Genomic DNA, 21,728 nt, shown 5'->3' on the forward strand with positions numbered 1-21,728 from the left:
CGTTAATCGACTTGTCCTCACCACCGTCATCGATCGTGTATAACGGAGTAGGTGGAGCCCAAACCTTACCGATCGGTTTGAAAGACAACACGTTAACAACCTATTCGGCCTCGATTAACGATTTAATGTTGGGTTATCGGGCAGCGGATGCGGATATAACGGTTATAAAAACAGCGTTAAAAGATAATGTTGTGACAGGAGATATTGTTCCTTACAGCATAAAAGTGATCAATAACACGGTACAAACAGCGAATATCAAAGTAAAAGACATCTTACCGGCAGGGTTTAAGTATGTAAAAGGCTCTTCACGTTTAGATGGTAAGAAGATAGCCGACCCGAAAGGTGGAAAAGCGATGACTTATGATTCGTTGGAATTAAAAGGCAATGGTGAACTCGTTATTAACTATATGTTGGTTGTGGGCTCAGGCGTGACTCAGGGCGAGTACACCAATACGGCGATGGCACTGAGTAAACTGGGTCGAGTGGTATCGAATACTGCGCAGGCGACAGTGACAGTGACAGCGGACCCATTATTTGACAATGCATTAATCTTCGGAAAAGTGTTTGTCGACCGCAACGGTAATGGCGTACAAGATGAAGGTGAAGAAGGTCTGGGCGGCGTGAAGTTAGTGACGGCTCGGGGAGAAATCATCACAACTGATACGCATGGTCGTTACCATATAGTCGGTGTATCGGGAGGCCGTTGGGAACGAGGTGCAAACTTCGTCATCAAATTAGACCCACGAAGTTTACCGAAAGAGTACAAAGTAAGCGGACGTAATCCAAAAGTGGTGAGAGTATCGCCGGGATTACCAAGTAAAGTTGATTTTGGTGTTACCGAGGTAAATCAGTAATTACCATCAAAGACGGACAAGGAAGTCTGTCTATCCCTATCCTTTCAGGTCTTTCCCCCGTCTATCGGGGGTTTTTTATTTCTAATTAATCTATCCTCTTAATCTTACTTTTAATAACTATAAACAGCTAATTAAAGTAACAATTAATATAGAAATTAGCGATCAGAATAATATATATTGATCGTTTATTGTGATCAATATATAGTATTATGTAAATATTATGAAAAAGTTTTAATAAAAGTATTTCATTTTGTAATTTTTTTAACTGATTGATTAGCTAATTTATTATTTATCAACAAAGGTTAATTAAGATTGGTCATCAATCATTTTTTAAGGTTTATGGATAAATTTTGATGTTGAGTTGAATTACGGAAATAAAAAATATAATCGATCTTAGAAGAAGAGGAAGGAAATAAACTAAATGAAAAAACATAACTGGACCCGGCATCCACTTTGCCTGAGTATTAGTTTTGCTTTTTTACTTGGCTCCAATAATGTTTATGCAGGTAGTTTAGATATACCTAAATTAAATATTATTCGGGATGAGTTTAACGCAGAAGAAAAGCTTAATTTAAGTATTTATAATCCAAAAGTGAAGTTGACGTCGCAAGGATTGTTTACGACACCAATGGGACTTTATATTTACACTAACTACCCAACCAAAATCGCAGAATATCAAATCACCATTTACCGTCAATCGGATTTAGATAACCGACAACCATTAAAGATCTTACGATTTAAAGAAATCAGTCCGTATGAAGCGGTGTTATGGCGTGGTGAAACCGATAATGGTGAGCCGTTATCGACAGACAGCGAGTATAAAGCGATTTTAACCACCACCAGTTATGACGGTTTGAAAGACAGTGTTTATGCAACATCTTTTAAGACATTAGGTCAAGGCATAGCGGACCATAACAGTGATTTTATTTCCTACAACAAACTGGACAATCAATCGGGCTCAGGTCATTTATTATTTGGTCAATTAAAATCAGAGAGCACGATACCGGGCTTTGGCGAAAGCCGGATAGATCATCAGGGCATAGTAACCAGTGCACAAGACCGTAAAGTGGTCATTCAAATGACGGGCTTAAAAGGTAAACAAGGGTTGATGCTTAATGGTGAGCCTTTAGTGGCGGATGCTCAAGGTCGAGCGATGCGAGAGATAATTTTATCGCCGGGTGAGTATCAGTTTGATTTAAGCTGGCAGGATGAGCAGGGTCAGAAACAGTCGCAACAGGAAAAGTTAGTGGTTGAAAAGAAAGATGACATTTTTTATGTGGGTATCGTGGATGTGACGTATGCACAAAACAATGTTAGTGGAAAAGGGCGTTCGATACTGGAAGATGCCGACAGTCATCACTACAGCGGCAAAGGGAGCTGGGATGGTCGGGTTGCTTTTTACTTAAAAGCAAATAAAAACGATTATCGGTTAACGGCACATCTGGACACGACTGAAACGAAATTAAAAAATGCATTTGGACATTTAGGTGAAAAAGACCCGACTCGTTTTATCCGAGAAATCGACCCGCAAGCTTACTACCCGATATACGGAGATGATTCGACCACGGAAAGTGATGTGGATACGGAAGGGAAGTTTTATATCAAATTAGAGAAGGGCAAAAGTTACGGGTTATGGGGTAACTATAACTCCCAAATTACTGGCAATGAGTTTGCCAACTTTAACCGCAGTTTATATGGGGCAAAATTATATCACGAAAGTGAGCAGTCGACCCAGTATGGTGATACCCGCACATTAGCGACAGTGTTTTTATCGAATGGTGAAACCCGGGGCAGTCACAATGAATTAGCATCGACCGGTGGTAGTTTATACTTTTTAAAACATCAGCGTATAACCGAAGGGAGTTTAAAACTGTCGGTAGAAGTGCGTGACCGTAATACCGGTCGGGTACTGAGTACCAGCACCCTGACCGAAGGGGTTGATTATGAAGTGAACCAGTTTCAGGGTCGGGTGATGTTAACTAAAGCCCTGCCGATGACGACAAACGGGGGCACAGGTAGCTCAATTATCGAAAGCGGTAATCTGGTTGGGGGCGACCCGGTGTGGATTATTGCGGAATATGAATATTATTCAGACGGTTTTGACTTTGATGGTCAAAAAGTGTTTGGTGGTCGGGCTTATCACTGGTTAAACGACCATATTCGTATTGGCGGGACATATATCAGTGAAGACCAGGCAAGCGGTGAAACGTATGAGTTAAAAGGACTGGATGTGATTGTCAGACCGACGCAGGGAACACATACGCATTTTGAATATGCCAAAAGTAAGGCCGGGATGAGTGATATTTTTGTGTCGAGCAATGGTGGTCTGTCATTTAATCAGACGGTGTTATCGGGTGATACACGGGGAGCAGCATGGAAGATTAATCAAAAAATCGAATTCAGTGATTTGACCGGTGAGGATATCCCATTAAGTTTTACGGGTTACTATTCGATGCAGCAGAAAGGCTTTTCGTCCTTTGCTAAAGCCCGTAGCAGTGATTTAGAAGAGTGGGGTGGCGAATTACGTTATGACTTTGAGACGGATAAAAAAGGTATCTTACTGGGTTACAGTCGTGAAAAAGACAAGGAAAATTATGTCGAAAAAATCGCGCGTGCTCAATATTACACAACACTCGGTGACTTATATAAAACGGCGTTAGAGTTACAACAACGCAACACACATAATTATGGTGATGCTTCTAACCGTGAAACCTTAGTGGCGGCGAAACTGGAACGCTCGTTTTTTGACGGACGGGACAAAGGTTACATCATTCAGCAGCTGACGTTAGGTAAATCGGGCGATGTGGCGAATGATAACCGTACCACCTTAGGATACAGTTCACAAATTACCGAAAGCATCAATTTGGGTGCAGAAGTATTTGCATCAAATCGGGGTGCCGGTGGTGGTGTTCAGGGGAGCTGGGATGTAAATGACCGCACCAGTTTATATACCAAAGTCTTAAATGATGTGGACTCGACCTCGGGGCGGGGTATTACGACAATTGTTGGGGGACGCACCAAAGCGACCAGTCAGATGGAGCTTTACTCAGAGCGTCAATTTAAAACCACCAAAATTGACCGAACCACTTCTGATGTTTATGGGGTAAGTTATAAACCGACGGAAGCACAATTTATAGAGGGGTCTTACTCGGTAGGACGGGTGAATAATCGTTACCGAAACCGCAATACCAGTTTAACCGGAAATGATGAAACCCGCCGGGATGTGTATGCAGTAGGATATGGTTATAAAAATGATACTGTTCAGGTACGTAACCGGGTGGAATACCGGATAGATGAAGGTAGTGAGCGGATCCGTCAATGGGTAACGACCAACCGGGCAAAAACGACCGTGAACGAGAACCTAAGCTGGATGGCACAGTTTGATTTTGCAAAAACGTTAGGAGAGCACGATAACAACAGTGAAGTGGTGAGTAACTACACGGAATCGACATTAGGCTTTGCTTATCGCCCGTTATCTATCAATAACCTGAATTTATTCGGAAAGCTAACGTATGTGTATGGTTTAGATCCGGATGATCAGCTGATAGCAAATTCAACATCGTCAAATAGCAAAAGCTATACCTCAAGCCTGTATGACCAAAAAAGTTGGGTGTGGTCATTAGAAGGTGTGTATGAGTGGAATGCGAACTGGGAAACAGCGTTTAAAGCGGCGCACCGACAAGGGCATTTACGTTATAAAGGTGAAAGCACGTGGTACTCATCAGGAGCAAGCTTATATGCACTTCGCCTCAATTACAAGACAGGTGACTGGGAATACCAGATAGAAGGTCGAACGTTACGTACAAACCTAGCGGATGACCATAAAGACGGGGTTGTGACCAGTATTTACCGAAATGTCGGTGACAATATCAAGATGGGAATAGGTTATAACTTTACGGATTACAATGACAACTTAACGCGTCTGAACTACCGTTCACATGGTTGGTTTGTCAATGTAGTAGGGAGTTTCTAATGAACAGTTGGCAAAAAGTTAATAGAGGTCAGATGTATTCATCAGTGCAAATCAAATCAAACCGAAAAGTAGAAAAACGAAAAGAAGAGAATTTGCGCATATCAGGAGAAAAGATAATGCGAACTGCACATCATGCAACAGTGAAAAAAAGAATGCTAAGGGGTATAAAACAACTATTAGCCTCAGCGTTTATATCGATGGTGACACTATCAACTGCGTATGGCTTTGATATAGGTGGAAAAGTCTATTTAGATTATGATAATACGGCAAGCAAAACGGAAATGCCGTTAACGGGTTTAAAAGTTGAATTATATGATAGTAACCAAAAATTATTATCTGATGCAACAACCAACCAAGATGGAAGTTATAAATTAGATGCACCGTTCCTGGGGACATATAAGATTGTTGCCAAAACGACTGAAGGTGAAACCATTGATCGCTCAGTACAACTGATAGTGGATACCGGCGCCTCTGCTCAGAACTTATTTATCAAAGGGCAAGGCGGTGATATCAACTTAGTGATAAAAGATGACAAAGGCGCCGGTGCAAAGAATATTCCTGTTAGACTAATTTATAGTGCTTCTTCCAAAACTCCTGTTTTTGTAACAAGTAATAGTGGTACAGTCGAACTTAAAAATACCTTAAAAGGGCATCAGTATGATATGGTGGTTGATGCAGAAGATTTTATTGCAGATTCAAGTAATAAAATCAAATATGCCTTATGGGATGCAACGTTACCGGATAGCAAAAACGCCTACGTTGACAAAATTAGTTTTAATATGGCGGGTAAAAACCAAAAAGGTGTGTTTAATGTTAAACCACGTAATGAATGGGGTGTCGATGGTGTTGTCGCTATCGATCAAAATGGTGATGGGATCTATACAGTAGATTTTGATACCGGTGCGATTGATATGAATGTCGAGCTTTTTTATCCTGGCACGACAACCAAAGTACTGGGTACAAAAACAATGACTACTACTGATAATGGTCGATATCGTTTTAAAGACTTAGCGGTGGCGAGTTATGACATTAAGGTAACCAATGTTAAAGCACCTTATATTCCAATTAGTAAAATTGAACAAAACGTTAAAATAACAGACGAAAATAATCAAACAAGTGGTCCGACATTTTTATTAAAAATGGATCCGAACGATACAACGTTAGCTGGTATATCTGGAAATGTGTTTGTACTAGGACCTCAGCAATATATTAAAGCAGGTCCAGATTCAGGTAAAACGGGCAATAATATTCCGCTTGCCACTCTGGGTAGTACAGGAATTAATACCACTGTCGAACTTTACCAACATAATGGAACCGATTGGGAAAAAATTGCTTCTCAATTAACAGCCGGTAATTTGGGCACCTATCAGTTTGTTGGATTAGTAAAAAACAAAGATTATAAAGTTGTTGTCACGGAATCAAATATAAATTTAAATGAAAATATTTTTGTCAATGATACAGACGGTAAATCAACCAGTACCTCCTCTAAATCAAAAAGTATTCATAAAGGTAAAGTCACATTAAGTAATGGTATGCAAGCTAACATTGCTGCTAAAGAGATTATTTTACCTAAACTTAATGATCAAAAAACCAACCAAAACTTTTGGTATTCACCAATACGTAAAGATTTAGGTAATTTATTAGTCGTCAATTATTTGAAAACAGCCAATGGGGAATGGAGCTGGAGTTCAACGATTAATGGGCTCGAAGCGATTACCGCCAGTACTTATACTAAAATTGTCTTTTTTGAAGAAGATGGTGTGACTCCAGCAACCGATTTACAAGGTAATAAATTAGAAGTCAGCTATCAAAAGCCGGGTTTTTATGGCGTAAGAGGCTCACAAAATTATTCTATCGATCATGCGGGTTTGTTTTATTATTCTGTTGTTGAATATGATAAGGATAATTTGGATTATCCCGAATCATATAATGGCGAATATTCGGTTAATGTTGCACCGGCTAAAACTTGGGGAGATACCATCTATTTTACACCAACAAGACCCAATACGATTTCCGGATATGTTTATTTAAATAATAGTCATTCTGGTACTTTGGGTACTTATAATCCAAATCAAGATATACCAATTAAACAAAATCGGGTTACTCTGGAGCGTGAAGTATTTGGAGAATGGACAGTTATCACCGAATTCGCAACAGATGACAAGGGTCATTACAATTTCACTAATTTGCCTAATGGAGAGTATCGTGTTACGGCTAAACAGGAATATGGTGGCGGCAGTGATATAAGGAATGGCGATATTGATTTCGAAAATAATGATCAGAATAGTGGTTCGAGTATCGATCCTAATGATAATAGAAAAATGATATCGAGCATTATTGTTAATGCGAGTGGTGGTAACAAATATAACACAGATACTAACATCTGGTATAAATTAAAAATTAATCAACACATACTTCGTGGCTCAGTATTTTTAGATACATGGTTAGGTGATGGTGAGATACAAACCGAGCAAATGTACAATGCTAATGACTTACCTTTAAAGAATGCTATTGTTTTACTTTGTGAAGATGACGGTACCAATGATTGTACTGAAAACGGAAGTAATTTTATTGGGAAAAAACTAACGAATGCCAAGGGTGAATATAGCTTTCAAGGGCAACAAGATGGTATTAATCGAGATGTGACTTATATCGTTAAAACTATCTATCCAGGGACAACGGCTGTCACTAATCCTGATAAAGAGTTAGCACCAAGTTATAAAGTACAGTTTAAACAACTTGATATGCCATTAACTAAGCACTTCCTAATGCAAGGAAAAGGACAATTTTCGGGGGCGCCTGTTAATGATCTCAATGGTGATATGAAGTATGCAGGTGAGCAAACAATTGAGAATGGAGATGGATATTTTCAAATTTACTTCTGGAATGGAAGTGATTATGAAAAATGGGGTGATATTGGTGATTACTATCGAACGATCAAGCTAAAATCATTGCCTCAAGGCAAATATCGTATCGTTCACAATCAGGGTGATAATTTTATCGATATTGCAGATATGGACCCGGCAACACCACCAGGGACATTAGATTTTGAAGTATTAGCCGATGGCTCACTTGCCAATAATTTAGATAAAAATAATCTATTCCTAATGCAAGCTCAAGTTTCATCATCAAATACGACTGAGGCAATTTCGGGCAAGCTTTACTTGGATGTAACAGGTTCTAAAAACAAAGATGAAGCAGTTGAGCTCACTAAAGAAGAACTCATTCAATATAATAAAGGTTTGCTAACCGTAAGTGGTATTTTTACCCCTCGCATCTACCCGGGATATTTTAACGGTAATGTTGACGATATTTTGGATCAAGTTGACTTTATCGATAAAAGTGTACAATACACGGGCGAATTTGCTTATACTGCCGCGAATTCAACGCGAGGAAAATTATATCTAACCAATATGTTATTACGTTTAACTGGTTTGGATACCACGCAATTTGAATTGGTCGGTAACAGTGGTCAGTTAAAAGGCGCTTATCTGCCAACAAAAGTACAAACAAATCTGGAATATATGCAAGTTGCACCTTCAGGTTTATTGGGAGCACCAGATCAGTACTGGTTAGTAAAACTGAAAAATGATACTGAGATCAGTGGTCGACTTTATTACGATTATGACGATGATGGTTTTTTTACTCCGGGCACAAATGATGTTGTGATTTCGGGTGTCACCGTTGAGTTATATCGTAATGGTGAACTCTATGCAAAAACTAAAACCGATAAATCCGGTCTATATAACTTTAAAAATTTATTTAATGATACTTATACCGTTAAAGTTACTGAACAGGGTTTAGATAAACAACGTTATGAATTAAAGAGTGTTTCAAATACAGTAACGGGTATTACCATTGATGGAAAAACACCAAAAGTAACGGGTGATAATTTAGATTTTATTTACAAGAAAAACGGCGATGCGGCGATCACCGGTCATGTAATGGTTGATATTAACAATAATGGCACACTAGAAATTAATGTTGATAAAACCGGAGACATGGCGGTACCAGATATAAACGTCAAATTATATAAATTTGATGGTTCCAATCGTACGTTTTATCGTGAAGTAAAAACGAATGCGAAAGGTTACTATAGCTTTAGTGGTATTGATTTAAATACTGATTATATTGTTGAAATTGAACCCACAAAAGATTTTGGTGTTATTGCTAATGCAGAGGGTAACACAAATATCAATTTAAAACCGATTCACTTTGAAGATGTTGGAAAGACAGTACAAAACCAATATTTCTTATTAGCAGGAAGTTCAAATACTTCACCATCGGCAGGTATAGGTAGTAATCAAGCGATTAATAGTGGTATTGCGGGTAAAACTATTATTGACGGCACATCTCCTGAATTGCCAATTGATAATGTATTGATCGGTCTAATTGATTCAAGCGGAACAGAGATCGCTCGTCAATATACAAATGCTAACGGTGAATATCATTTCTATAACTTACCTTCCGGTAAATATAGTATTAATGTTGTAACCTCGCCAGATAATTATTCATTAGTTAAAAACAGTAAAGGTACCACTCAACCAATTGATACTTTATCTAGTTTAGATTTAACTAATGTGGGCATAAAAGACAATAATTTCTATTACAAACAAGCGAGTGATAAAGGTATCGAAGGTAAAATCTATGTTGATTATGCCGATAATAATACCGATTTAACTCAGTTAAATGCGTTTGCACATTTACTTGATAGCGAAACAGCATTGACTGTTGAGTTACGTGATGGTTTAGATGGTACCGGTAAGCTATTGATGACTCAACAAACCGTGGATGGTGAGTACAAATTTTCTAACTTGATGTTTGGTGATAATGCTAACTATTCCGTGATACTTAAATTAGACACTAATGCCGACTATGCGTTTAAACAAAGCTCAGCCGGTAAAGACGCGAAACATATTATTATTCCGATCGCAAATTTACCAAAAGATGGTTCACAAAATAATAATTATCTATTGGTAGGAAAACAAAAAATCGGTGGTGATGTCTGGATTGATGAAAATGAAAGTGGAGATAGACAGGATAACGAAGGGACTAAGGGCATCAATGTAACCCTTAATTATCAGGCGCCGGGTGTAACGGATTACGTTGAACTTAAAAAGGTTAACACCGATAATTCAGGTTACTATCAGTTTGAAAAATTACCGAAAGGAGGTAACTATCAAATTAAGGTTAGCACACCAGAAGGAACGCAATTAATTGCGAACCGTGTCATCCCTGGAAATAGTGATAGTTATGCGTTTACTTCGTTAACAAAAGACGAGTTAACTAATAGTTCAGCATATAAATATAATAGTGTGATAAAAGGTCATGTGAGTATTGATGTCGATAACAGTCAAACGAACACTGCTGTAGATAGAGATTTAACAGGACTGAAATTAACGCTGAAAAGATCGGATGGCAATCTTACCCGACAAACTATTACTGACAGTAATGGTCATTTTGAAGTGGATAACTTATCATTTGGCGATTGGATTATCACGGCAGACAATTCGCAAAGTGTGGCTGACTGGAGTAGTTACCAATTGAGTTATACCCAAACGGGTAATAAAGCGGTGGCAGCGACGGCAAAAGACTTATCATTAACGGTTAATCTTTCAAAGCAAAATCCAGCGGTGAATGGCGTTGAAGTAGGTTATCACGGCAGTGCGGTTATTAAAGGTTATGTGGTCATCGATGCCGATAACGACGGAAAATACAGCGCAAATGATATTGCCTTTGGCGCATTAAGTACGCCAATTACGCCGAAACTGGTGTTAACATCGGCAAAATCAGGATTTGTGGAGCAGGAGATTAAGGTTGATGATCGAACCGGCCTGTTTGAAGTGTCAGGTTTAAGCCAACATGATTATGTGCTTAAAATTGATGATAACGCAATTGAGCGTTCCGGTTACAGACTGGTGTTCAGTCCGAATTCAAATGCAGCGAGCAATCAGGTGACGTTTAGTGTCAATAGTCCGAAAGATGACCAATTCTCAGCCGGTAACGTTGCCGAGCAACAAGCATTCGGCTTTAAAAGTGAGAATGTGTTAAAAGGGACTATTTATAAAGACTACTCAGGACAAGGAACGCATCAGACTTATCACACAGCCACCTTATCAGGGGTGAAAGTTGTGGCGACAAACAGCCATGGCTTAGCCTTAACGGTCGACAGTGGTAGTTACGGTGAATATGAGATAGCCAATATAGCAGAAGGTCGTTGGACGATACGTGTAGAAGCACCGGCAAATTCAGGTTATGACTTCAGTTATGTAGTACAAAAAGTTGGGGGAGCAATCACCGCAATCAATAAAGATAGTGCCGTTGTCAACATTGCGCCAGCATCCTCGGCAAACAAAATCACAAATGTTGATTTTGGTCTGAAAGGTCAGGCAAGCATAAAAGGTCAGGTTGTGATAGACGTGAATGCGGATGATGGCGAGGTGATCAATGCACAGGATATCGGAATTGATACGTTATTTACAGATTACACGGTAGGATTATATGTAGATAATAATCTGGTGAAAGAGGTTAAAGCGGTCAGTACGGGTAGTGCAGAGCACGAGTTAGGTAACTATCAGTTTGACAACTTAGTCTCGGGTGTTGATTATCAGGTGAAAGTAAGTCGTCCGGGCACGGATTATGTTAGCAGCTTTATGTTAAGCGACATCAGTCACTCGGTAGTAATCAATAAGACTGACAGTGAAATGAGTGAAACTTATCAGTTTACGGGAGCAACAGATAAAGCGACAGGGGTAAGCTTTGCGTGGAAAGGTAGCACCAGTATTAAAGGTAAAATTTACTTAGACAGTGATGATAACGGAGTGTACAACGCCTCCACGGACAGCAGTGTTAATGCGGACTTGACGGTGAAATTGAGTAATATCAACAATCCGGCATTACAGTTAACACAAACAATTGCAGCGGGAGAGACAGCTTATGAACTAAGCGGCATGATCCCGGGCAAATGGCAAATTGAAGTGGAAGGGGTGCCGAGCACGTTACGAGCAAGCTTTGACCCGGATGATGCGCACCATGACAGCAAAGGTTACTTAACCTTACCGAAAACAGTCAATCAGGCAATCATTGATATCACAGGTAACCTAACCGATCAGGACTTTGGTTATATCCATGGAGGTATTATTGAGGGTAAACTGGTAGAAGATCGTGAAGGTAAAGGTCTGGTCAGTCTGTCAGAATTAACCGGATTATCGGGTGCAGAGGTTTATCTGTTAGACAATAATCAGAAACATATGATGAACAAAGATGGTAAACCACTGTCGTTTATGACAAGCAGTGATGGTAAATTTATATTCCGTAATCTGGTGATAGATCCGAATGTGGTTGATGATTCAAAATATAGTATCCGTTTACTGTTTGGTGAATATCACGACGGCGTGGTTGGCTCAGATAATAGCAATCCATTATATGAAAAAGTGCCATATTTTGAACAATATACTGATAGTAATGGTAAAGTGGTCAAACATGACTTAATTGATATTGCTACACCGCCAGCATCGATTGTTTATAATGGCACAGGTGGTATGCAAACAGTGCCGATTAAGTTAAATGATGGCAGTATCAGCTTTAGTGCAACAAGTAACGATATTATATTGGGTTATCGAGTACATAATGCGGATGTAACCGTAATAAAAACGGCACTGAAGGATAATGTCGTGGTGGGTGATATTGTCCCTTATACCATCAAGGTGATTAACAATTCGTCACACAAATCACGCATTAAAGTAAAAGATATTTTACCGTCAGGATTTAAGTTCGTGAAAGGTTCATCGCGTTTAAATGGCAAAAAAGTGGCGGATCCCAAAGGCACTAAAGCGGTGATGTATGATTCACTGGATTTAACGGCTAACAGTGAAGTGGTGATCAGCTATATGTTAGTTGTGGGCTCGGGCGTTACCCAAGGCGAGTATACCAATACGGCGATGGCACTAAACGCCTTGACGGGTAAAGTGTCGTCGAATATAGCGGAAGCGACGGTAACGGTGACAGCCGATCCACTATTTGACAATGCGTTAATCTTCGGAAAAGTGTTTATCGACCGAAACGGTAATGGCATACAGGATGAAGGTGAAGATGGTCTGGGCGGCGTGAAATTAGTGACCACCCGTGGCGAAATTATCACAACCGATACGCATGGACGTTACCATATAGTTGGTGTATCGGGAGGCCGTTGGGAACGAGGTGCAAACTTCGTTATCAAACTAGACTCACGAAGCTTACCGAAGGAATACAAAGTAAACGGACGTAATCCAAAAGTGGTAAGAGTATCACCGGGGTTACCAAGTAAAGTTGATTTTGGTGTTACGGAGGTAAATCAGTAATTCCCATTAAACATAAAGATAGACAAGTAGGTCTGTTTATTCCTCTCCTTTCAGCTCTTTCCCCCGTTTATCGGGGGTTTTTTATATTAAGCATCCTAAATTATTATTTTATATAAATAGATTTTAGTGTTAGAGCACTGAAAATGAGTAGAGTTGTAGAAATATAATTAAAATTGAATGCCGGTTAATAAATTAACATTGTCATATTAATTAGTTAGCATAAATAGAGCAGTATTGATGAATTTAAGCATAACACTGAAAGTGTTTATTATCTTCGTTGAATGAAATCAAAAAATTTTACGAAGCATTGCAGATAGAAAACTCCCAACTAAAATTGGGAGTTGATTCGTTTTATTGTTGATAATTTGATAAAAATTTGGCAAAACGTTCGATAGCGTCTTGTAATTCACCTGTATGTGGAAGCGCAACAATTCTGACATGATCGGGTTTATGCCAGTTGAAACCACTGCCTTGTACTAAAAGAACTTTTTCTTGCAATAGAAAATCTAAAACCAATTTCTGATCATTGTGAATATTAAATTTTTGCTGATCAAGTTTAGGAAATAAGTACAATGCGCCTTGTGGTTTAGTACAACTTACCCCTGGGATATCATTTAACATGCGCCATGCAAGCATACATTGATCATATAAACGACCACCAGGAACAATAAATTCATTAATACTTTGATAACCGCCAAGCGCACCTTGAATGGCATGTTGCAATGGGACATTGGCGCATAATCGCATTGACGCCAACATATTTAGTCCCTCAATGTATCCTTTTACATGTTGTTTAGGACCACAAAGTGCCATCCATCCTTGCCTAAAACCTGCAACACGATAAGTTTTAGATAGTCCGCTCATGGTTACGACAAATAGATCGGGCGCTAAAGCGGCTATTGAATGATGAACAGCATCATCATATAAAATTTTGTCGTAAATTTCGTCAGCAAAAATAATAAGGTTGTTTTGACGCGCAATTTCTGCAATATCAAGTAGAAGCTGTTTACTATAGACAGCACCAGTTGGATTATTAGGATTAATGATCACAATTCCTTTCGTTTTGGGGGTGATCTTTCGTTTAATATCGTCTAAATCGGGCGACCAATTAGCTTCTTCATCACAAAGATAATGAACAGCACTACCACCGGATAAACTAATTGCAGCTGTCCATAATGGATAATCTGGCATAGGAACTAAGATTTCATCACCGCTATTGAGCAATGCTTGCATCGATTGTACGATAAGTTCAGAAACACCATTGCCAATAAAAATATCTTCGACATCTAAACTGGTTATTCCTCTGGCTTGATAGTGTTGCATAATAGCTTTACGTGCAGAGTAAAGTCCTTTTGAATCGGAATATCCTTGTGAAGAAGGCAAATTACGGATGACATCAACTAATAATTCATCAGGTGCGGCAAAACCAAAAGGGGCAGGATTTCCAATATTGAGTTTAAGTATAGTTTGACCTTCTTCTTCAAGACGCTTTGCGTGCTCAAGAATTGGTCCACGGATGTCGTAACAGACATGATCCAATTTATTTGATTTTTGGAAATTTTTCATAATGTTGCCCTTTTTAATTATTTTAGTGTTTTTTTATTTTTAACAAAAAAACAATCTACTCCTATTTCGATAATTTTTGAAGATGTTATTATAATCAACCAAGTAAATATCTTTTGATTGTCCAAAATTTGTGCGGAGTATGTGATGAAAACCATTTTAACTGTCATAGGAAAAGACCAGACCGGAATTATTGCTGGTATAAGTCAAAAATTATATGAATTGAATATTAATATTTTAGATGTATCTCAAACTATCATGGGTGAATATTTCACGATGATTATGTTACTCGATTTATCCAAAATCGATGTTTCATTTGATGATGTTAAAAATACTTTAACGCAAACAGGCGAAAATCTTAAAGTTAAAGTAAATATTCAACGCGAAGAGATATTTGATGCAATGCATCGTCTTTAAATTTTATTCAATAATTTTTACTGAAGGATAGTACTAATGGAAACCAAACAGATCCTCGAAACGATTAAAATGATTGAGGAAGAAAAGCTTGATATTCGCACAATAACCATGGGTATTTCTTTGCTTGATTGTATTGATAGCGATGGTGAAAAAGCCCGTCAAAAAATCTATGACAAAATTACTAAATTAGCCAAAAATTTAGTAAAAGTTGGTGATCAAATTACGTCTGAATTTGGTATTCCAATTATTAATAAACGTATCTCTGTTACACCAATATCCTTAATTGCAGGCGCAAGTAATGATAGTGATTATGTCGCGTTCGCAAAAACACTTGATCAAGCTGCTAAAGCGGTGGGGGTGAACTTTATTGGTGGATTTTCGGCGTTAGTGCAGAAAGGTTACCATAAAGGTGATGAAATTTTGATTAAATCCATCCCACAAGCTCTTGCCCAAACAGAACGTGTTTGTTCATCGGTTAATGTAGGTTCTACACAAACCGGTATCAACATGGATGCCGTAAAACAGATGGGGCATATTATTAAAGAAGCAGCCGCATTAACGGCGAATAATAGCAGTATGGCTTGTGCAAAATTAGTTGTGTTTGCTAATGCTGTTGAGGACAATCCGTTTATGGCTGGGGCTTTTCATGGTGTAGGCGAAGCAGATTGTGTCATTAATGTGGGTGTCAGTGGACCAGGGGTGGTTAAGCGAGCGCTCGAAAAAGTAAAAGGTCAACCTTTTGATGTGGTTGCGGAAACAATCAAAAAAACGGCTTTTAAAATTACGCGTATGGGACAACTTGTTGGTAAAGAGGCTTCGGAGCGTTTAGGCGTTAAATTTGGTATTGTTGATTTATCTTTAGCGCCAACGCCTGCAATAGGTGATTCAGTTGCCCATATTTTGGAAGAAATGGGACTGGAAGTGGTTGGAACCCATGGTACAACGGCTGCATTGGCGATGCTTAATGATGCTGTCAAAAAAGGTGGGGTCATGGCATGTGGTCATGTGGGTGGTTTAAGTGGGGCATTTATTCCTGTGTCAGAAGATGCTGGGATGATTGATGCGGTAAATAAGGGGGCACTCAATTTAGAAAAATTAGAAGCAATGACCTGTGTTTGTTCGGTCGGGCTTGATATGATTGCTATTCCGGGTGATACACCAGCTGAAACAATATCTGCTATTATTGCAGATGAAGCAGCAATCGGCGTCATCAATCATAAGACCACTGCCGTTCGCATCATTCCTGCGGTTGATTTAACAGTGGGTGATAATATTGAATTTGGTGGGTTATTGGGTCATGCGCCTGTGATGCCAGTAAATAAATATAGCTCATTTGATTTTATTAATCGTGGTGGACGTATTCCTGCTCCGATTCACTCCTTCAAAAACTAAGCGATTATTTTGTGATGCCTTGTATATCAAAAAAGACAAGGTATCACATGACTTTCTGTCTATTGATTTCTACCTGATAATCCAAAATGTGATTTTTTTGTCCTTCATTTTACGGTTATCCCAATAATGAGCAATCACACGGATACTATTTGGTAATGAATTAATTAGTCTCATTTTTCTTACTTATCTAAAATTAATTGATAAAAAATAAAAGGAAACAAAAATGAAAAAAGTTATAGTCAGTTTTATCTCAATATTATTGTTAGGTTGTGGGACTTTAGAAAGTAATTATCAACCTGGCAACTATGGTCCGATGTTAACGGTAATTAATCAAAAATTACCCGCTTATGATTTACCTAAAAAATTAGATTTCCACAATAAAACCTATTATATATATAATCAAAGTCGCGATAGTGGTTCAGGTAATCCTAATGATAAGCGTGCAATTATGTACATGCAAGATCCTAAATCAGAAACCTATTATGAAGATTATTTCATTATTATGGATGATATCGTTGCCAATGCTCAAGATGCTCAAAAACTCTTTAAATTGCAAATCGCAATGCGTTCATCTGATCCGAAAGTCACTCAAGAAGGTAACGTTTCTTATTCCGTAGGAACGGATGAAAAAAATGGTATAGGTTATTTAATCGTCAGTACTTATGATGAATCAACGCATTTGGCTCGTAATCGTTTTTATCTCATTTTACTCAATGAAAAAAATGACCATTTAGTAAAATATATGCAAACCCATACTAAACAAATGGCACAAGAGATATTAAAATTAGGACGTAAATAGTTAATTTACCAGTCTAATACCGATAACCTCAATGACAAGAATAGCAGCGTTAGTTGCGTTTATCGTTATGCACTGCTAGTATTTTAACATTTCGATAAATCAGTGGTAATTATGCATAACACATTTTCTGATAGTTATTTTCAACGTTTTAGTGGCATTGCTCGGTTGTATGGTCAATCCGCATTGTCGTGTTTTGCTCGTGCACATATTTGTGTAATAGGGATTGGTGGTGTTGGTTCTTGGGTAGCTGAATCCCTTGCTCGCAGTGGTATCGGGCAAATTACTTTGATTGATATGGATGATGTCTGTGTGACTAATACCAATCGCCAGATTCATGCTTTAACCACAAATATAGGTAAAGCTAAAACCGCAGTCATGGCTGAGCGAATATTACAAATAAATCCTGAATGTATTGTTAATCAAATTGATGACTTTATAAATATTGATAATGTTTCAGATTATTTAGGTGCTCAAAACTTGCCTCGTTATGATTATATCATTGATGCTATTGATAGTGTGCGTGATAAAGCGGCCGTGCTTAATTATTGTAAGCGACAAAAATTGAAAGTCATTACTATTGGTGGCGCAGGTGGGCAAAAAGATCCAACACAGATTAAAATAGCTGATTTGGCTAAAACCATTCAAGACCCTTTGGCAGCTAAATTACGAGAAAGATTAAAGAACGATTATAAACTCAATAAAGATAGTAAAGGTAAATATTCGATACCTTGTGTTTACTCAACAGAACAACTGACATATCCGGCGGAGAATGGACAAATCTGTTTTACGAAAAGTGAAGCGCATGGCACTAAAAAAATGGATTGTGAATCAGGTTTTGGCGCAGTGACGACTGTTACGGCAAGTTTTGGATTTGTTGCTGTTAGTTATGTACTGGACAAATTATCAAAAATTTAAGTGAACTTTTTATTTCTTCAAAAAAATTTAGCATATTTAAAAAAAGCTATTTTACCTAAGTAAAATAGTTTTTTTTATCAAAAAATCTCAAATATTAATTTTTTCCTATCTATTAGGATGAATCTCACTTACCCATTTCAATAACATTTATTTTTCTGCAAGATCTTATTGTATAAAGTAAAAAACTGATTTACGATAACGGCAATTTCGTTTTGTTATTATGCATAGGCATTAAAAAGATTCAAGGAAGACGCCAAACGATTCAGATTTATTTTTTAATTTCAAGGAGTAATCTATGGCAGTAACTAATATGAATGAGTTAAATGAGTTAATGGCCCGTGTAAAAAAAGCACAGGAAACTTATTCAACTTATACTCAAGAACAAGTGGATAAAATTTTCACGGAGGCTGCAAAAGCTGCTGCAGCTGCGAGAATTCCACTAGCCCAACAAGCTGTTGCTGAATCGGGTATGGGGATTGTAGAAGATAAAGTGATTAAAAACTTATTTGCTGCAGAATATATTCTAAACAAATATCGTCATGACAAAACTTGTGGCGTAGTGGCAGAAAATGAACCCTTTGGAACTATTACGCTAGCCGAACCTTTAGGGATCATATGTGGAATAGTACCAACGACCAATCCAACTTCCACCGCTATTTTCAAATCCCTTATCAGTCTTAAAACCCGTAACGCAATCGTCTTCTCTCCTCATCCTAGAGCAAAAAAATCAACTATTGAAGCAGCCAGAATTGTTCTAAATGCAGCAATCAAAGCTGGTGCACCAAAAGATATTATTGGTTGGATTGATGAGCCCTCTATCGAATTATCAAATGCTTTAATGCATCATGATGATGTCGCTGCAATTTTAGCAACCGGTGGCCCAGGTATGGTGAAAGCAGCTTATAGTTCAGGTAAACCAGCATTAGGTGTTGGCGCAGGTAATACGCCTGTCATCATTGACGAAACAGCCGATTTAAAACGAGCAGTGGCTTCCGTTCTGATGTCTAAAACGTTTGATAATGGTATGATTTGTGCCTCTGAACAGGCTATCGTCGTGGTTGATTCTGTTTATGACGAAGTACGTCGCTTGTTAACACAATACGGTGCATACGTTTTAAATGCTAAAGAGACTAAAGCCGTTCAAGGTATCATTCTAAATGACAAGGGTGCTTTAAATGCTAATATCGTTGGTCAACCAGCGACCAAAATTGCTGAATTAGCAGGTTTTAAAGTACCAGCAGGTTCAAAAGTACTAGTAGGTGAAGTGAGCAAAGTTGATCTATCTGAACCGTTTGCGCATGAAAAACTTTCACCGACGTTAGCTATGTTTAAAGCTAAAGATTTTACTGAAGCAGTAGAAAAGGCTGAAAAATTAGTTGAAATGGGTGGTATGGGTCATACTTCTGTTCTTTACACCGATCAAGATAGCAATCGTGAACGTATCGATTATTTTGGCAAAAAAATGAAAACTTGCCGTATTTTGATTAACCAACCTGCAGCGCATGGTGGTATTGGCGATTTATATAATTTTGATTTAGCGCCGTCACTAACATTAGGTTGTGGTTCTTGGGGGGGTAACTCGGTATCTGAAAATGTCGGACCGAAACACTTACTTAACAAGAAAACAATCGCTAAGAGAGCAGAAAACATGTTATGGCACAAATTACCAAGTTCTATCTATTTTAAACGTGGCTCACTGCCTATTGCTTTAAATGAAGTCGTTGAGCAAGGCGCAAAACGAGTCTTTTTAGTCACTGATAAATTCCTATTTAACAATGGTTATTCAAAACAAATCACCGATCAATTAGAGTCACAAGGTGTTCTTTGTGAAACATTCTTTGATGTTGAAGCTGATCCAACCTTAAGTGTTGTTCGTAAAGGGACTGAATCAATGAGAGCATTCCAGCCTGATACTGTTATTGCTTTAGGCGGTGGTTCACCAATGGATGCTGCAAAAATCATGTGGGTTCTTTATGAACACCCAGAAACTAAATTCGATGAATTAGCATTACGTTTTATGGATATTCGTAAACGTGCTTGTCATTTCCCGAATATGGGCAAAAAAGCAAAATTGATCTGTGTTACCACAACATCAGGCACCGGTTCTGAAGTGACGCCATTCGCAGTTGTGACGGATGATGCAACCGGACAAAAATATCCGTTAGCCGATTATGCTGTTACGCCTCATATGGCAATTGTAGATGCTAACTTAGTGATGAATATGCCACGTTCACTTTGTGCTGCTGGTGGTTACGATGCGGTAACTCATGCTTTAGAAGCTTATGTGTCAGTAATGGCAACAGAGTTTTCTGACGGTCAAGCATTACAAGCTTTAAGTATGCTTAAGTCCTATTTACCGGCAAGCTATAAAGAAGGGGCTAAAAATCCTATCGCTCGAGAAAAAGTACACAGTGCAGCGACATTAGCAGGTGTTGCTTTTGCTCAAGCATTTTTAGGTATTTGTCACTCAATGGCGCATAAAATTGGTGCAGCTTTCCATATCCCACATGGTGTGGCTAATGCAATGCTCATCAGCAATGTTGTCCGTTTTAATGCAACAGATAAGCCAACTAAACAAGGTACATTTAGTCAATATGGTTATCCTCAAGCCATTCGTCGATACGCTGAAATTGCTGATCATTTAGGTTTAACGGCTGCTGCGGATAAAGATGAGAAGAAAGTTGAGAAATTAATTGGTTGGTTAGATCAACTTAGAAAAGATCTTGAAATACCATTCTCTATAAAAGAGTTTGGTGTGGATGAAAAAACGTTCTTAGCACAAGTTGACCAACTTGCTGTAGATGCATTTGATGACCAATGTACTGGCGCAAATCCTCGTTATCCTTTAATTGCAGAACTAAAACAAATCTTGCTTGATACCTATTATGGTCGTCCATATCAAGATAACGGTGATATCAGTGAAGATGTTGCTGTGCATACAGCGGCTAAAGGTGTAGCTTCTACTACTAAGAAAAAAGCGGTAAAAAAGAAATAATCTAAAAAATTATTTTTGATTAAATAAAACCCTGAAATTGTCTATATTTCGGGGTTTTTTTATGTTTTTGATTTTTTTTTAAGCAAACAAAATAAAATTTGTTTTTTTTGCTTGCAAGCTTAAATGTTCTAGTCCATAATGCGCAGCACTTAGGCCGGCTTAGCTCAGTAGGTAGAGCAACTGACTTGTAATCAGTAGGTCGCCAGTTCGATTCCGGCAGCCGGCACCATTTTCCTAAGTAGACAAATTTAAAAAGATTCGGGGTGGGGTTCCCGAGCGGCCAAAGGGAGCAGACTGTAAATCTGCCGTGTCACACTTCGAAGGTTCGAATCCTTCCCCCACCACCATATATCTAATATTAGCAATAGCTAATTGAAGCATTTAGGTAGCCGAGTTTGAACATGCGGGCATCGTATAATGGCTATTACCTCAGCCTTCCAAGCTGATGATGCGGGTTCGATTCCCGCTGCCCGCTCCAATT

General features: G+C 38.5%; 9 protein-coding genes and 3 tRNA genes. 11 read left to right on the forward strand and 1 reads right to left on the reverse strand.

All coding sequences use genetic code 11. From position 1 onward, the window contains the following. The 3 genes from J3U14_RS08750 to J3U14_RS08760 all read left to right on the forward strand — a co-directional run. Positions 1–854, forward strand: an 854-nt coding sequence (locus tag J3U14_RS08750) for an SdrD B-like domain-containing protein (RefSeq protein ID WP_267369627.1), incomplete at its 5' end; no start/stop codon positions are given. A 421-nt stretch (positions 855–1,275) separates the two neighbouring features. Continuing rightward, positions 1,276–4,827, forward strand: a complete 3,552-nt coding sequence (locus tag J3U14_RS08755; RefSeq protein ID WP_267369629.1) for a hypothetical protein — start codon at positions 1,276–1,278, stop codon at positions 4,825–4,827. Continuing rightward, positions 4,827–13,166: an SdrD B-like domain-containing protein gene (locus J3U14_RS08760; protein WP_267369631.1), complete on the forward strand. Its 8,340-nt coding sequence runs from the start codon at positions 4,827–4,829 to the stop codon at positions 13,164–13,166. Before J3U14_RS08755 ends, J3U14_RS08760 begins: the two co-directional genes overlap by 1 nt. A 351-nt stretch (positions 13,167–13,517) precedes the next feature. On the opposite strand, the gene J3U14_RS08765 is transcribed toward J3U14_RS08760, so the two are convergent. Continuing rightward, complete coding sequence (locus J3U14_RS08765) at positions 13,518–14,732, reverse strand: pyridoxal phosphate-dependent aminotransferase (protein ID WP_267351230.1); 1,215 nt, start codon at positions 14,730–14,732, stop codon at positions 13,518–13,520. A 144-nt stretch (positions 14,733–14,876) separates the two neighbouring features. Here J3U14_RS08765 and J3U14_RS08770 point away from each other — a divergent pair, with 144 nt between their 5' ends. The 8 genes from J3U14_RS08770 (at position 14,877) to J3U14_RS08805 (ending at position 21,725) form a co-directional block, all read left to right on the forward strand. Next, positions 14,877–15,146 carry an ACT domain-containing protein gene (locus tag J3U14_RS08770; protein ID WP_065558707.1) on the forward strand — a complete coding sequence of 90 codons (270 nt, stop codon included), beginning with the start codon at positions 14,877–14,879 and terminating at the stop codon, positions 15,144–15,146. Positions 15,147–15,182: 36 nt separating this feature from the next. After that, positions 15,183–16,538, forward strand: a complete 1,356-nt coding sequence (locus tag J3U14_RS08775) for a PFL family protein (protein ID WP_267351228.1) — start codon at positions 15,183–15,185, stop codon at positions 16,536–16,538. A gap of 223 nt (positions 16,539–16,761) precedes the next feature. Further along, on the forward strand, positions 16,762–17,337 hold the full coding sequence (locus J3U14_RS08780) for a hypothetical protein (RefSeq protein ID WP_267351226.1): 576 nt from the start codon (positions 16,762–16,764) through the stop codon (positions 17,335–17,337). 111 nt (positions 17,338–17,448) lie between these two features. Next, a complete protein-coding gene (tcdA, locus tag J3U14_RS08785; RefSeq protein WP_267351225.1) occupies positions 17,449–18,252 on the forward strand; it encodes a tRNA cyclic N6-threonylcarbamoyladenosine(37) synthase TcdA in 804 nt (267 codons plus the stop codon). Positions 18,253–18,547: 295 nt separating this feature from the next. Next, the gene (gene adhE / locus J3U14_RS08790; RefSeq protein ID WP_267351223.1) at positions 18,548–21,247 is read left to right on the forward strand and encodes a bifunctional acetaldehyde-CoA/alcohol dehydrogenase; all 2,700 of its coding nucleotides are present in this window, start codon (positions 18,548–18,550) and stop codon (positions 21,245–21,247) included. 153 nt (positions 21,248–21,400) lie between these two features. Beyond that, positions 21,401–21,476 (forward strand) — tRNA-Thr (locus J3U14_RS08795). 33 nt (positions 21,477–21,509) lie between these two features. Next, positions 21,510–21,594 (forward strand) — tRNA-Tyr (locus J3U14_RS08800). A gap of 56 nt (positions 21,595–21,650) precedes the next feature. Beyond that, positions 21,651–21,725: transfer RNA gene (locus J3U14_RS08805), tRNA-Gly, on the forward strand. Positions 21,726–21,728 lie beyond the last annotated feature (3 nt).

Origin of the sequence: Gilliamella sp. B3801, from assembly GCF_026536645.1 — a bacterium.
Lineage (GTDB): Bacteria > Pseudomonadota > Gammaproteobacteria > Enterobacterales > Orbaceae > Gilliamella > Gilliamella apicola_I.

Excerpts from the sequence above, each read along its gene's own strand:
- J3U14_RS08765 (WP_267351230.1), bottom strand. The coding sequence starts at position 14,732 with ATGAAAAATTTCCAAAAATCAAATAAATTGGATCATGTCTGTTACGAC.
- J3U14_RS08775 (WP_267351228.1), top strand. The coding sequence starts at position 15,183 with ATGGAAACCAAACAGATCCTCGAAACGATTAAAATGATTGAGGAAGAA.
- J3U14_RS08755 (WP_267369629.1), top strand. The coding sequence starts at position 1,276 with ATGAAAAAACATAACTGGACCCGGCATCCACTTTGCCTGAGTATTAGT.
- adhE (WP_267351223.1), top strand. The coding sequence starts at position 18,548 with ATGGCAGTAACTAATATGAATGAGTTAAATGAGTTAATGGCCCGTGTA.
- tcdA (WP_267351225.1), top strand. The coding sequence starts at position 17,449 with ATGCATAACACATTTTCTGATAGTTATTTTCAACGTTTTAGTGGCATT.
- J3U14_RS08780 (WP_267351226.1), top strand. The coding sequence starts at position 16,762 with ATGAAAAAAGTTATAGTCAGTTTTATCTCAATATTATTGTTAGGTTGT.
- J3U14_RS08770 (WP_065558707.1), top strand. The coding sequence starts at position 14,877 with ATGAAAACCATTTTAACTGTCATAGGAAAAGACCAGACCGGAATTATT.
- J3U14_RS08760 (WP_267369631.1), top strand. The coding sequence starts at position 4,827 with ATGAACAGTTGGCAAAAAGTTAATAGAGGTCAGATGTATTCATCAGTG.